Annotated in this window: 10 protein-coding genes; 5 read left to right on the forward strand and 5 right to left on the reverse strand. The window is 53.6% G+C overall.

The features are described from left to right. Positions 1 to 59: 59 nt before the first annotated feature. The 4 genes from MWH02_RS04630 to lrp all read right to left on the reverse strand — a co-directional run bounded on the left by MWH02_RS04630 (position 60) and on the right by lrp (position 6201). A complete protein-coding gene (locus tag MWH02_RS04630; protein ID WP_271459980.1) occupies positions 60 to 1406 on the reverse strand; it encodes a replication-associated recombination protein A in 1347 nt (448 codons plus the stop codon). Between the two features lie 7 nt (positions 1407 to 1413). Then, positions 1414 to 2025 (reverse strand): outer membrane lipoprotein periplasmic chaperone LolA, encoded by a 612-nt coding sequence (lolA, locus tag MWH02_RS04635; RefSeq protein WP_008102417.1) that lies wholly within the window; start codon positions 2023 to 2025, stop codon positions 1414 to 1416. A gap of 175 nt (positions 2026 to 2200) precedes the next feature. Continuing rightward, the gene (locus MWH02_RS04640) at positions 2201 to 5587 is read right to left on the reverse strand and encodes a DNA translocase FtsK 4TM domain-containing protein (RefSeq protein ID WP_271459981.1); all 3387 of its coding nucleotides are present in this window, start codon (positions 5585 to 5587) and stop codon (positions 2201 to 2203) included. A gap of 119 nt (positions 5588 to 5706) precedes the next feature. Beyond that, positions 5707 to 6201 (reverse strand): leucine-responsive transcriptional regulator Lrp, encoded by a 495-nt coding sequence (gene lrp / locus MWH02_RS04645; protein ID WP_006118610.1) that lies wholly within the window; start codon positions 6199 to 6201, stop codon positions 5707 to 5709. A 521-nt stretch (positions 6202 to 6722) separates the two neighbouring features. Between lrp and trxB the strand changes: the two genes are divergently transcribed. From trxB to infA, 5 genes are all read left to right on the forward strand, one after another. Then, complete coding sequence (gene trxB, locus MWH02_RS04650) at positions 6723 to 7688, forward strand: thioredoxin-disulfide reductase (protein ID WP_061717155.1); 966 nt, start codon at positions 6723 to 6725, stop codon at positions 7686 to 7688. A 145-nt stretch (positions 7689 to 7833) separates the two neighbouring features. Further along, positions 7834 to 9603, forward strand: a complete 1770-nt coding sequence (gene cydD, locus MWH02_RS04655) for a heme ABC transporter permease/ATP-binding protein CydD (RefSeq protein WP_271459982.1) — start codon at positions 7834 to 7836, stop codon at positions 9601 to 9603. Beyond that, complete coding sequence (gene cydC, locus MWH02_RS04660; RefSeq protein WP_271459983.1) at positions 9603 to 11333, forward strand: heme ABC transporter ATP-binding protein/permease CydC; 1731 nt, start codon at positions 9603 to 9605, stop codon at positions 11331 to 11333. The genes cydD and cydC overlap by 1 nt, the downstream gene beginning before the upstream one ends. 33 nt (positions 11334 to 11366) lie before the next feature. Continuing rightward, the gene (gene aat, locus MWH02_RS04665) at positions 11367 to 12059 is read left to right on the forward strand and encodes a leucyl/phenylalanyl-tRNA--protein transferase (protein WP_101760971.1); all 693 of its coding nucleotides are present in this window, start codon (positions 11367 to 11369) and stop codon (positions 12057 to 12059) included. A 346-nt stretch (positions 12060 to 12405) separates the two neighbouring features. Next, on the forward strand, positions 12406 to 12624 hold the full coding sequence (infA, locus tag MWH02_RS04670) for a translation initiation factor IF-1 (RefSeq protein ID WP_002211347.1): 219 nt from the start codon (positions 12406 to 12408) through the stop codon (positions 12622 to 12624). A 90-nt stretch (positions 12625 to 12714) separates the two neighbouring features. Here the strand turns inward: infA and clpA are convergent, their stop codons facing one another. Further along, a complete protein-coding gene (gene clpA / locus MWH02_RS04675) occupies positions 12715 to 14994 on the reverse strand; it encodes an ATP-dependent Clp protease ATP-binding subunit ClpA (RefSeq protein WP_064740732.1) in 2280 nt (759 codons plus the stop codon). Positions 14995 to 15010: the final 16 nt, after the last annotated feature.

The following is a 15010-nucleotide window of genomic DNA, read 5'->3' on the forward strand; positions in this document are numbered from 1 at the left end:
GGACTTGCATCCCTATGGAATACAATGAAATCCTTGCTCACCTTACCGTAAGGTGTTTATCAGCGGTAGCGTTTTATCGGGCTATTTTGATCCTGCTCAGCCAGCCAGGCCAGTTTTTCGCCAATTTTCCCTTCGAGCCCGCGCTTAGTCGGTTGATAGTAGCGCGTCTGCGCCATTTCAGGCGGGAAATAGACTTCGCCAGCGGCATAGGCGTTAGTCTCGTCGTGCGCATAACGATACTCTTTGCCCAGCCCCATCTCTTTCATCAATTTGGTTGGGGCGTTGCGTAAATGTTCCGGCACATCGTAGTCAGGAAATTCGCGCGCATCGCGCATCGCGGCTTTGAAAGCGGTGTAAACGGCATTACTTTTGGGTGCGCTGGCAAGGTAGACAATCGCCTGGGCAATCGCCCTTTCGCCTTCGGCTGGACCGACGCGCGTAAAGCAATCCCAGGCCGCTAGCGCAACCTGCATGCCGCGCGGATCGGCGTTACCCACATCTTCCGAGGCGATAGCCAGCAAACGGCGGGCGACATACAGCGGATCGCCGCCGGCGGTGATGATTCTTGCATACCAGTAAAGTGCCGCATCAGGTGCTGAACCGCGAACAGACTTGTGCAGAGCGGAGATCAGATCGTAGAAACGATCGCCTTTGTTATCAAAACGCGCCGCTCTTTCACCGGAAACTTCGTTGAGTAATTGTGGCGTTAATTCACGCTGGCCTTCGGCATTGCTTTCAGCCATATCCGCCATCATTTCCAGCGTATTCAATGCCCGACGCGCATCACCGTTCACCAGTTCCGCTATCATACGGCGCGTATTATCTGGCAGCACAATATCGCTTTTGCCATAACCGCGTTGGTCATCCTGCATCGCCTGCAGCAGAACCTGTTCAATATCTGCAGTGGTAAGAGACTTGAGTAAATATACGCGGGCACGGGATAGCAGCGCGGAATTGAGTTCAAACGAGGGATTTTCAGTGGTGGCACCAATAAACGTAATGGTGCCATCTTCAATATGTGGCAGGAAAGCATCCTGCTGACTTTTATTAAAGCGATGGACTTCGTCGACAAATAGGATGGTACGTCGACCCACCTGACGATTTTGTCGGGCACGCTCGATCGCTTCACGAATCTCTTTCACGCCAGAAGTGACAGCAGAAATGCGCTCAACATCAGCTTTACCGTAATGGGCGATAATCTCGGCTAATGTCGTTTTCCCTGTCCCAGGCGGTCCCCACAAAATCATCGAATGCAGATGCCCAGCCTCAATGGCGCGCGGCAGCGGTTTACCGGGCGCCAGCAAATGCTGTTGCCCAATGTAGTGTTGCAGCGTCGCCGGCCGCATACGCGCGGCCAGCGGCTGAAACTCATTCGATGGAGCGAAATCCAGAGACAGGTTACTCACCTTGACCTCACTGACGTTGATCGTCCACCGTTACCCCTTTTGGCGGCGTAAAGGTGAATTTGTCTGGGCTAATAGCGCCGTTGTTTTGGCTCTTCAGCTGATAATCGCTGTGCTGACCATCTTGCTCAATCGCGCTGAACTTATTGATGGTGCCAGACGATGTCACATTGATGGTGAACTGCTTGAGGTTGCCATCACTGCTCTTCGGCGTTAGCTCAAAATTATCGCCCTGCTGCTTGATGTTGTACTGTTTCCAGTCGCTTGGCTGGTTACGCGCAATCAGCATAAACGGCGTGTTGCTGGCTGCATTTTGCAACAGGCTAACGCTGGCTTGTTCAACGAAGGGATTGTAGAACCACAGATTTTTGCCATCAGAAATAATTACGCTTTCATCCGGCGCGGTCATGTGCCAGTTAAACAAGCTTGGGCGCTTCACCCACAGCTCGCCTTCACCATCCTGCACGTTGGCACCGCTGCCATCGGTCACTTTCTGACTGAAGCTGGCATGGAAGCTGTTCACTTTATTGAGACGCTGTTGCAGATCGCTGGACGCATCTGCCAATACTGATGCGGAAACAAAACTGGCCAACAGGCCACAGGCAATAACGCGTAATTTCATCTGATTCGATTCCTTATTTATTGTTTCCCGACACTTACAGCATTAAACGTAGTTGCCATCCTGTCTCTTCGACAGGAGAAAAAGCCGAAAGCTCCCGAAGATATGGGGATCGACCAACAGATAAACAATGGGCCAGTGTTAACTGGCCCATAAGCAGACAACTGCACGCGATAAATTACATCTCGTGTGGCGGCGGCGAAAGCACTTCGCGGTTGCCGTTATGTCCCGGTTCAGAAACGATGCCCTGCGCTTCCATCTGCTCGATGATACGTGCGGCACGGTTATATCCGATACGGAACTGGCGCTGAACTCCAGAAATGGAGGCTCGGCGTTTTTCCACTACGAAAGAAACCGCCTGATCAAACAGCGGATCCAGCTCTTCATCGCCCATCATTCCGCCAGCTGCGCTCTCGCTCTCTTCACCAGCAGTAATGCTTTCGATGTATTGCGGGCGACCGCGTGCTTTCCAGTCCTGAACCACCGCATGCACTTCCTGATCGCGCACGAATGCACCGTGTACACGTACCGGCATTGAGGAGTTTGGCGGCATGTACAGCATGTCACCCATCCCCAGCAGTGATTCTGCACCGCCCTGATCGAGGATGGTACGTGAGTCGATCTTGCTGGAAACGGTGAAGGCGATACGCGTCGGGATGTTGGCTTTGATCAGACCGGTAATCACATCAACCGACGGGCGCTGTGTCGCCAGCACCAGGTGAATACCCGCCGCTCGCGCTTTCTGAGCCAGACGAGCAATCAACTCTTCGACTTTCTTACCGACCGCCATCATCAGATCGGCAAATTCATCGACCAGCACCACGATATAAGGCAGTTTTTCCAGCACCGGAGGTGTGGTGTCCATGCTATCGCCCGGTTTCCAGAACGGATCCGGAATCGGTCGACCCATCGCGGCAGCCTGCTCAATCTTCTCGTTATAGCCGGCCAGATTACGCACGCCCAGCGCAGACATCAGTTTATAGCGACGCTCCATTTCACCAACACTCCAGCGCAGCGCATTGGCCGCATCTTTCATGTCTGTAACCACTTCGGTCAGCAAGTGAGGGATGCCTTCGTAGACTGACAGCTCGAGCATTTTCGGGTCGATCATGATAAAGCGCACTTCTTCCGGCGTGGCTTTATACAGCATGCTAATGATCATGGTGTTAACGCCCACTGATTTACCGGAACCGGTGGTACCGGCAACCAGCAAGTGCGGCATTTTCGCCAAATCAGCCACCACCGGCTGGCCAGCAATGTCTTTACCCAACACCACTGCAAGCGGTGACGGGTTTTCACGAAATTTAGGGCAATCCAGTACTTCGCGCAGATAAACGGTTTGACGATGTTTATTTGGCAGTTCAAGCCCGACGTAAGGCTTGCCTGGAATCACTTCCACCACGCGCACGGCAACCGCAGACAGAGAACGCGCCAGATCACGCGACAAGTTAGAAATACGGGAAGCTTTAACGCCTGGCGCTAAATCGAGCTCGAAGCGGGTAATGACCGGACCAGGTGAAATACCTACAACCTCCGCCTTCACTCGATAATCAGCTAGGCGTGCTTCAACCAGCCGCGCGGTTTGCTCCAGCGCAAACATATCCACCGGCTCTTCTTCTGCCGGTGGTGACGTGAGCAGATCCAGCGTGGGCAGCGGCGTAGAAGGTTTTTCCAGCGGCTGTTCATGGCGAACCAGGAACGGATGGAACAAGCTGTCCTGCACCGGCGCAGCAGGTTTCACTGGTGCAGGCGGCGCAGAATAAGCTTCCTGTTCCGGCGACGACCATGGGCTGGATTCAGCACTCAACGACGGCATTGCCGCTGGCTCCGGCGCAGCAGGTTGTTGCCACGGCGCGGGCTCTTCCGGCTCTGGCGATGCAGAAATAGTGAACAGTGGCTCGCTCGGGCTATCGTCGACCAAATCTTTCATTGGTGAAAAATCAAAGGCAGACGACGTATCCAGATTAAATACCGGTGCTTCCTTCACTTCAGGTTCGGTATAGCGTTGCTGCTGCTGATCGGCGAACTGACGTGCAAGTTGAGCCTGCTGCAATGCATCCCCATCATCAGGCTCAGACGCTTCCTGCCAGCTTTCACCGTAACGATTCTGCTGCTGCGACGCGAAGGCTTCACGCAACTGCGCCTCTTGCAGCTCAACATCCTGTTCCTGTGGAGGAACGCTGTAAGACGCAGTGACTTCTGGCTGTTGCTGCTCAGCATCTTTAGCCTGCTCTTCCGCCATACGCTGCGAAGGCAACTTAATGCCGTACGAAGCTAACTCACGTCGTGTTGGCAACTTAACTTTGTTTGGACGCGGCAACTCTGGACCAATGCCCTGCTTCACCTGCGGGTTGTAATCACGCTCAGGTACGATATCGAAGGCAGGTGAATAAGCAGCAGGTGATGTCGCTGCTTTGACTGCTCCAGCGGCAAGTGAAGCGGCGGCGAGACTGTTTAAAGGTGCAGAAGATGAAGCGGCATCCTGCCAGTTGCCCATGCTCGGGCCCTCATCATCATCAGCCGGCGAAAACGGTGAAGGTGCTGCTTCACCTGGCATCTCGAAACGATAGAGCGGAGCAGAAGGCTGCGCGATTGGTTGTTGCGCTGCAGCAACAGGCTGAGGAGCCGGAGTCGACTGAGCCGTGGCTTCGGCAACGCGTGGCATTGCGTCGGGTTCGGCAGATGCGGCTGGAGCAGGCTGCATAGCAGCTGGAGTTTGCTGTGCAGCTTGCGTAGTAACCGCAATTGCAGCGGCAGTTGCCGCACTCGCCTTCGCCAGCAGCGGATCGTCGCCCAACTCCGCAGCAACCGGTTCGCTCACCTTGCGCGGTTTAGCTAACAAGACATCATCGTCGTCATTAACGGAGTGTGCAGCATGCATTGGAGGCGACACCTCATCAGCAAGCTCTTCGTCGTCGTATTCTTCTTCCTGCCAGGGTTCGTCATGTCGTGAACGGTTGCTGGCAAAGGTCAGAACACCCATCACCACGCCGCCGATCTTCTCGGCAATCGTCAGCCATGACCATCCGGTGTAAAGCGTGATGCCGGCAGCCCAGACGCACAGCAGCGTCAAGGTGCCGCCAGCCGAACTGAACCACGGCGCCATCGCATTGCTGACCAGGCTGCCGATTACGCCGCCGGAAGCAAAATACCAGATGTCATCTACGTTGAGCGCCGCCAGACCACAGGTCGTTACCACCAAGGCCAGCACGCCAATCAGGCGTAAACCAACGGCAAAGTAGTCGATGTAATCCTGACGATCGCGTTGGCGGAAGGTGATCCAACATAGACCAATAATGACGGGAGGAATGGCGTAGGCCATCACGCCAAAGATGAACAATAGCGTATCGGCCAGCCATGCGCCGACGCTACCACCCAGATTATGGATAGGTTCGTGCCATGCGGTTTGTGACCAGCTTGGATCTGACGGGTTAAAACTAACCAGCGACACCATCAAATAGATGGCGAACAAGGCCACAAGAATGAGCAACGCTTCCAGCAGACGACGTCCACTGCTCAGCGGTTGTAACGAAACATCTTTATCTTCTGTATATTCCTGGCTCAAGAGAACTCTCCAGGTGCCTGTAAATTAAGAAGGCAACAACGTCGGGCATGCCCGACGCTGGTCCTGTATGAATTCACAGGAGTGTACCGAAATCCTGCAAGCTTTGCACCTGCCCTGCACTACCGGGTTTTAATCACCAGACGATTGCTCTGTTTGACCTCTTCCATCACCACGTAAGTACGGGTGTCGTTTACGCCCGGCAGACGCAGCAAGGTCTCACCCAGCAATTTACGATAAGCGGACATATCTGGTACGCGGGTTTTCAGCAGGTAGTCAAAATCACCGGAAACGAGGTGACATTCTTGAGTTTCCTCAAGTTTTTGCACGGCGGCGTTAAATTGTTCAAACACATCTGGCGCACCACGATTCAGAGTAATCTCAACGAAAACCAGCAGTGAAGCATCCAGATAATGCGGGTTGAGCTGCGCGGTGTAGCCCAGAATGAAGCCTTGACGCTCGAGGCGGCGCACGCGCTCAAGACATGGAGTTGGCGATAATCCAACACGTTTGGAAAGCTCGACATTAGAAATTCGACCGTCTTTCTGCAGTTCATTCAGAATATTTCTGTCGATACGATCTAAATCTTTTCCGGGGCGTTTCTTATTGTCTACCATTATTATTGTCTCTCTTAATTCCTTCCCTTTACCTGCCACACCCTGAAAACGCTCATTGTTCAGGGCCTTACTGAAGTGAAGACCATAAGCCTGTGCAGTAACGCGTCCATCCGTATGACGCATGTTGTCTGTCCACATCATGCGTCACTACCAATGTCAGGCTGAGTTTATTCGGCTAAAAAGCCCAAAACAGAAATGAAATTCTGTTTTGAATCGCTAAATATTCTCTGCTTCTCCCAATGTTTTCGCAAAAGCGCAGGCGATTGTCAAAGTAAAACATCCAAATTCAGTACAAGATGCCAGATAGAGTTCTGGGTTGCTGTTTTTAAATGAGAATTTTTATGCTGCTGCACCACTAATTGCCGAGCATTGCCCCCTTTTGGCGCAACGCGCGTGCAAAACTTGCACTCATCGTCTACGCCGCTCGCAGTGATTGTTAACAAAATTGCTGGAGCCTTTTTTTGCGGCGTTAATTTCCCTACAATCAAAAACTATGTTGTCAGAAAAAAATTGAGGAACGCATGAGTACGGCCAAACACAGTAAGCTGCTCATTCTGGGCTCCGGCCCTGCCGGTTATACTGCTGCGGTATATGCAGCGCGCGCTAACCTGAATCCGGTGTTAATTACCGGACTGGAGAAAGGAGGTCAGCTCACCACCACCACCGAAGTGGAGAACTGGCCAGGCGATGCAAACGATCTGACCGGTCCAGCGTTGATGGAGCGCATGCAGGAGCATGCCGAGAAATTCAACACCGAGATCATTTTTGACCACATTCATACCGTCGATTTGCAGAACCGTCCGTTCCGTCTGGTCGGCGACAGCGGTGAATACACTGCTGATGCGTTGATCATCGCCACTGGCGCATCGGCACGTTATCTCGGATTGCCATCAGAAGAAGCGTTCAAAGGCAAAGGCGTCTCTGCTTGTGCGACCTGCGACGGCTTCTTCTACCGCAATCAGAAAGTTGCCGTCATTGGTGGCGGTAACACTGCCGTTGAAGAAGCGCTTTATCTGGCTAATATTGCTGCAGAAGTGCATCTGATTCACCGTCGCGACAGTTTCCGCGCTGAGAAAATCCTTATTGACCGTCTGATGGAAAAAGTGCGCAATGGCAACATCGTGCTGCACACCGACCGCACGCTGGATGAAGTGGTTGGCGATCAAATGGGCGTGACGGGCTTGAAACTGCTGTCTACCAAAGGTGAAGCGGCTGAATCACTGGACGTCGCTGGTTTGTTTGTCGCCATCGGCCACAGTCCAAATACCGCAATTTTTGATGGTCAGCTGGATTTGGAAAATGGCTACATCAAAGTGCAGTCTGGTCTGCACGGCAACGCCACGCAAACCAGCATCCCAGGCGTGTTCGCTGCCGGCGATGTGATGGATCATATTTATCGCCAGGCAATTACCTCTGCCGGTACCGGCTGTATGGCGGCGTTGGATGCGGAACGCTTCCTCGATGGACTGGTTAAAAACGATAAGTAAGTTGTTAATAACCTGATCATAATCGCTAAAAGGCGGCCAGTTTTGGTCGCCTTTTTTGTTACCTGCGTGCTACAGTTCACGCGCCCGATATTGCTGGGTTTTCATCCGGGATTTACATCTCTTTTGAGTTACCAAACGGCATCGCATGAACAAATCACGGCAACAAGAACTTCTCCGCTGGCTCCGTCAGCAACGTCATCACGGTGCGCGCAACTTACGTGCGGCTTCGCTGCTGGGTTTTGCTGGCGCATTGGTCATTATCGCCCAAGCCTGGTTACTGGCTTCGCTGCTGCAAAATCTGCTTGTCGCACAGCAACCGCGCGCATCACTGCTCACCGATTTTCTGTTGCTGCTGCTGTGCTTTGTTTTGCGCGCCGGATTGCATTACGCCCGCGAAATGGCAGGACATCGCGCCGGCGTTGCCATTCGCCGTGCGCTGCGTCAGCAGGTTCTGGATCGACTCAATGTGCTCGGTCCCGCCTGGATTCAAGGTAAGCCAGCAGGCAGTTGGGCTACGCTGCTGCTCGAACAAATCGAAGAGATGCAGGAATACTACGCGCGGTATCTGCCTCAGATGTCGCTGGCACTCTTTATTCCGTTAGCCATATTGATCGCCATTTTTCCAATTAACTGGGCGGCGGGATTGATTCTGCTGGTCACCGCGCCACTGATTCCCCTATTTATGGCGATGGTTGGCATGGGCGCTGCAGATGCCAATCGCCGCAACTTTGTTGCTCTCGCCCGGCTAAGTGGTGATTTTTACGATCGTCTGCGTGGACGTGAAACGCTGCGCCTGTTCTATCGCGCTGCGGCAGAGCAAGAAGCAATTGCCGCCAGCACCACCGATTTTCGGCAACGCACTATGGAAGTGTTGCGCCTGGCGTTTCTCTCATCTGCCGTGCTGGAATTTTTTGCCTCACTGGCGATTGCTGTCGTCGCGGTCTATTTCGGTTTTTCTTATCTCGGCGAACTGAATTTTGGTCATTACAGCACCGGCGTAACGCTGTTTGCTGGTTTCCTGGCACTTATTCTGGCGCCTGAATTTTTCCAGCCGTTGCGCGACTTAGGCACCTTTTATCACGCCAAAGCGCAAGCGATTGGCGGAGCTGATGCGCTGGACCAGTTTCTACGCGAAAGTCCCGATCCACACGAAGAGCATGCTTCTCGCGAGCTTTCTCTCACTACACCGCTGCATATTCAGGCTCTGAATTTGGTGGTCATGACTGCTGGCGGTGAAGCGCTCTCTCAATCGCTCAATTTCACTCTCGATACTGGTAAACGTGTAGCGCTGTTAGGACAAAGCGGTGCAGGCAAAACCGCGCTGATGAACGTCTTGCTGGGTTTCCTGCCTTATCAAGGTTCACTGCAGGTTAATGGGCAGGAGCTGCGTGATATCAACCGCGATAGCTGGCAACAATATATTGCCTGGGTTGGCCAAAATCCGCATTTACCCGCGCAAACGCTACGCGAAAACCTGCTGCTTAATAGCCCCATTGATGACGCGACGCTCATGTCGGTTCTGCAGCGCGCGGGCGTTGACGAGTTTTTAGATCGTCTGCCAAACGGATTAGATACTCTTTTAGGCGATGGCGGCGTGGGGCTTTCCATCGGTCAGGCGCAGCGTATTGCCGTGGCGCGTGCGCTGCTTAAACCGGCACAACTGCTATTGCTTGATGAGCCCGGTTCTGGGCTGGATAGCCAAAGTGAGCAACATGTTATCCGCGCACTGCAGCAGGCGGCCACCCAGCAGACCACGCTGATGATCACGCATCAACTCAACGAGCTCGCTAGCTGGGATGAAGTGTGGGTGATGCAGGCCGGGCAACTGGTGCAACAAGGTCCCTGGCAGCAGCTGATTGAACAAGATGGACCTTTGCGTGAAATGGCGCAGCATCGTCGGAAGGAGATCGCATAATGAATAATTTATTGCCTTTCCTGCGTCTGTTTAGCCGTCATCCATGGCGTTTGGGACTTGGCATCATTCTCGCCATTATCACTTTGCTTGCCAGTATCGGATTGCTGACTTTATCCGGCTGGTTCCTTGCCGCCTCTTCGCTGGCGGGCGTAGCGGGACTTTATACGTTCAACTATATGTTGCCCGCTGCCGGCGTGCGAGGCGCGGCGATCACGCGCACGGCTGCACGTTATTTTGAGCGCCTCGTGAGCCACGATGCCACCTTCCGCGTGCTGCAACATTTGCGCGTATTCACCTTCAGCAAAGTCATCGCCCTATCGCCGGAACAGCTGGCTCGTTTTCGTCATGGCGAATTGCTCAACCGTTTTGTCAGCGACGTGGATACACTCGATCATCTTTACCTGCGTGTGATCTCGCCGTTAATCGGTGCAGCGGTGGTAATTGTGGTGGTCACCTGCGGTTTGGCGCTGCTGGATGTACCGTTAGCTTTGCTGCTCGGCGGTATGATGCTTTTGACGCTGCTGCTCATGCCGCCGCTGTTCTGGCGGCTTGGCACCTCAGCCGGACACCAAATCGCCCAGCATCAGGCCAGTTGGCGCGTGCAGTTGACGCACTGGATTACTGGCCTGTCTGAGCTGAAAATTTATGGTGCAGCACAACAGTGGCGCGACCAACTTGATAGCGATGAACAGAAGTGGCAACAGGCGCAACGCAGACAACATTGCCTGCAGGCGCTGGCGCAAAGTCTGTTGCTGGTCATCAGCGGCGCGACGGTTACGCTGTTGCTATGGATTTCCGCGAATGGCGTGGGTGGAAACAGTTCGCCGGGCGCATTGATCGCGCTGTTTGTGTTCTGCGGACTGGCGGCGTTTGAAGCGCTGGCCCCGGTTGCCGGAGCGTTTCTGCCGCTGTCGCAGGTGACCAGCGCCGCTAAGCGGGTACAGGAAATCATTGAACAGCCCGCCGCGATCCGTTTTCCCAGCGCAAAAATCAGTAGCCCATCAGGTATCAGCCTGAAAATGGAAAACATCCGCTTCAGCTATCCGCAGCGCCCCGAACCGGTGTTGCAGCATTTTTCCCTATCGTTAAATGCAGGTGAGCATTTGGCGCTGCTCGGTCCAACCGGCTGCGGCAAATCCAGTCTGCTGGCGCTGATTACCCGCGGTTGGGAAGCGCAGCAAGGTTCAATTAGCCTCAACGATAGCGATCTCACCACCTGGGATGAAGCTTCATTGCGTCGCCGCATTAGCGTGGTAACACAGCGCGTGCATCTGTTCAGCCAAACGCTGCGCGACAATCTCCTGCTGGCAAAACCCGATGCCAGCGATGAGCAACTGGAAGACGCGTTGAGTAAGGTGGGTCTGGCCCATCTCGCCGAACACAGCGAAGGATTGAATGCGTGGATGGGCGATGGCGGTCGACCGTTGTCCGGCGGCGAACTGCGTCGTCTGGCAATAGCGCGTGCCCTGCTGCATGATGGCGATTTGTGGCTGCTGGATGAACCTACCGAAGGTTTGGATGCCAGCACCGAGCAGCAAATTCTGGCGTTATTGCAACACGTCACCCGCGGCAAGACGCTGATTATGGTGACGCATCGCTTAAGTGGTTTAGACGCCATGGACCGCATTTGCGTTATGGATCAGGGACAAATTATCGAATCCGGTTCGCACGCCGAATTAATCTCAAAAGCAGGCCGCTACTGGCGTTTCCATCAGCGCTTTACGCTATAGTCTTAGCCAACAGCCCTGAGTGTGATTGATGCAATGAGACTGATACAGCTTTCACGAGATTCATTAAATTTCCCACCACCGGAAATGGCGCTGCGCGAGCCCAATGGATTATTGGCGATGGGCGGCGATCTCTCCCCTGCTCGCCTGATGAATGCTTATCAGCGAGGCATTTTTCCGTGGTTTTCTCCTGGCGATCCGATTCTCTGGTGGTCGCCGGATCCCCGCGCGGTCATGCTGCCAGAATCTTTCCATCTCAGCCGCAGTATGGCGCGCTTCCATAAGCGCTCACCGTATCGCGTCACCATGAATCATGCGTTTCCGCAGGTGCTGGAAGGCTGCGCCAGCGGCCGTCAGGAAGGGACATGGATCACTTTCGAAGTGAAACGTGCGTGGTTGCGGTTGTACGAACTGGGCCATGCACATTCGATTGAAGTCTGGTGCGAGCAGCAACTGGTCGGCGGGATGTATGGCCTGGCGCTGGGGCAAATTTTTTGCGGTGAATCGATGTTCAGCCGTCAGGAAAATGCCTCGAAAACCGCGCTCTGGGTGTTCGCACAACATTTTCTGGCGCATCAGGGCCGGCTGATTGATTGTCAGGTGCTGAATCCGCATACCGCTTCCCTCGGTGCGGTGGAAATTCCTCGCGTTGATTATCTGCAGTACGTGCAAACGCTGGCGTGGCAACCGGTTTCCGAGAGTTGCTGGCACACACAAACCCTTTTTTGACATCGGTCACCGATGTTTTGCACACAATTCCCGACAAAAGTGATACAATAAGCGAGTTTGGTATGTCGTCCGCGCTTCGCTGTGGCGAGCCGGAATTGCCAGGTTGGGAATCTCACACATTTCCCGAAGCTGTTTTGATTGTGCAACTGATGCCGATTGCTACAGATTCTTAGCCCGCTAATCCCCCGCAGACGTCAAAAAACACCCTAATTTATCCGTACTGCACGCGCAACGGCGCGACGCACGGCGAAGCGTTGGCAAAATCATCAACGGTTCTTTACATAAATCATGGAATTCGGCATTATCTTGCCGGTTCAACAGTTTGGTAGTACACCCAGAGGATTCGATGGCCAAAGAAGACAATATTGAAATGCAAGGTACCGTACTGGATACGTTACCGAACACCATGTTCCGCGTAGAGCTTGAAAACGGGCACGTGGTTACCGCTCATATCTCCGGTAAAATGCGCAAAAACTATATCCGCATCCTGACGGGCGACAAAGTGACTGTCGAGTTGACCCCGTACGACCTGAGCAAAGGCCGCATTGTCTTCCGTAGTCGCTAAGTAGATATTTCTATCTCGCGCTGATGGCACAAACTTAGCGCAAAAAAAAGGCCGGATTCGCATCCGGCCTTTTTCATATCTGCAAAACGCTTAGTGTACTGTACCTTCGGTTTTACGTTTTTCCGCACTCAGGAAGTGGTATGTAAGCTGGTTTTTATCTTTATCCAGCGCTACTGATACCGATCCACCATCAACCAGCGAACCAAACAGCAGTTCATTCGCCAACGGTTTCTTCAGATTTTCCTGTACGGCACGTGCCATCGGACGCGCACCCATCGCTTTATCGTAGCCTTTATCAGCCAGCCAATCGCGCGCATCATCGCTAACTTCCAGCGATACGCCCTTCGCATCCAGCTGAGCCTGCAACTCGACGATAAACTTATCCACTACCTGATGAATCACTTCCTGAGACAGGTGACGGAACCAGATAATGTTGTCGAGACGGTTACGAAACTCTGGGGTGAAGATCTTTTTGATCTCTTCCATTGCGTCTGTGCTGTTGTCCTGATGAATCAGGCCAATCGACTTACGTTCAGTCTCACGCACACCGGCGTTGGTGGTCATCACCAGCACCACATTGCGGAAATCTGCTTTACGGCCGTTGTTATCGGTCAGCATACCGTTGTCCATTACCTGCAGCAGCAGGTTGAAGACATCCGGGTGCGCTTTCTCGATCTCATCCAGCAGCACCACAGCGTGCGGATGTTTAATTACCGCATCAGTCAGCAAACCGCCCTGATCGAAGCCAACGTAGCCCGGAGGCGCACCAATCAAACGGCTGACGGTGTGACGTTCCATATACTCGGACATATCAAAACGCAGCAGCTCGATACCCAGCGCTTTTGCCAATTGGACGGTAACCTCTGTTTTACCGACACCGGTTGGGCCCGCAAACAGGAAGGAACCGACCGGTTTACGATCCTGGCCCAAACCTGCACGGCTCATTTTGATCGCTTCAGTCAGTGCTTCAATCGCATTATCCTGACCAAACACCAACATTTTCAGGCGATCGCCGAGATTTTTCAGCGTATCACGATCGGTTTGTGACACGCTCTGCTCAGGAATACGCGCAATACGTGCCACCACCGTTTCAATATCCGAAACGTTAACGGTTTTCTTACGCTTGCTGACGGGCACCAGACGCGCACGCGCACCGGCTTCGTCAATCACGTCAATCGCTTTATCCGGCAGATGACGATCGTTGATGTACTTCACCGCCAGCTCCACCGCCGCACGCACCGCTTTGGCGGTATAACGCACGTCATGGTGCGCTTCGTACTTCGGTTTCAAGCCGTTAAGAATTTGCACGGTCTCTTCCACAGAAGGCTCGGTGATATCGATCTTCTGGAAACGACGCGCCAGCGCACGATCCTTCTCAAAAATGTTGCTGAATTCCTGATAGGTCGTTGAACCCATCACGCGAATTTTGCCGCTGGAGAGCAACGGTTTAATCAGGTTCGCCGCATCCACCTGGCCACCCGATGCCGCACCGGCACCGATAATGGTATGAATTTCATCAATAAACAGGATGCTGTTACTGTCCTGCTCCAGCTGTTTCAGCAGCGCTTTGAAGCGTTTTTCAAAATCACCACGGTATTTGGTACCCGCCAGCAGCGAACCGATGTCGAGTGAATAGATGGTGCACTCTTTCATCACTTCCGGTACGTCGCCCTGCACAATGCGCCAGGCAAGCCCTTCGGCAATCGCGGTTTTACCCACGCCCGATTCCCCCACCAGCAGCGGGTTATTCTTACGACGACGGCATAACACCTGAACAGTACGTTCCAGCTCTTTATCGCGGCCGATCAGCGGATCGATTCCGCCGACACGAGCAAGCTGATTAAGATTGGTGGTGAAGTTTTCCATACGATCCTCCCCGCCTGCTTGCTCTTCGTTAACCGGATTCTCCGCATTGTTCTGCGGCTGGCCGGGTTCGTCTTTACGCGTACCATGGGAGATGAAGTTCACCACATCGAGACGGCTCACTTCGTGTTTGCGCAGCAGATAAGCCGCTTGCGACTCCTGCTCGCTGAAAATTGCGACCAGCACGTTCGCGCCTGCGACTTCGCTGCGACCGGAGGACTGGACGTGGAATACCGCGCGCTGCAGCACACGCTGGAAGCTGAGCGTCGGTTGGGTATCGCGCTCCTCTTCACTGGCAGGCAGCACCGGCGTGGTTTGTTCGATGAAGGCTTCGAGTTCCTGACGCAGAGCCACGATATCCACCGAACAGGCTTCCAGTGCCTCTCTGGCCGACGGGTTACTGAGCAATGCCAGCAACAGATGCTCGACGGTCATAAACTCATGACGGTGCTCGCGCGCTCTGGCGAAAGCCATGTTTAAACTGAGTTCCAGTTCTTGATTGAGCATTTGGCACCTCCCCCAA

Origin of the sequence: Pantoea leporis, assembly GCF_028048155.1 — a bacterium.
Classification (GTDB): domain Bacteria; phylum Pseudomonadota; class Gammaproteobacteria; order Enterobacterales; family Enterobacteriaceae; genus Pantoea; species Pantoea leporis.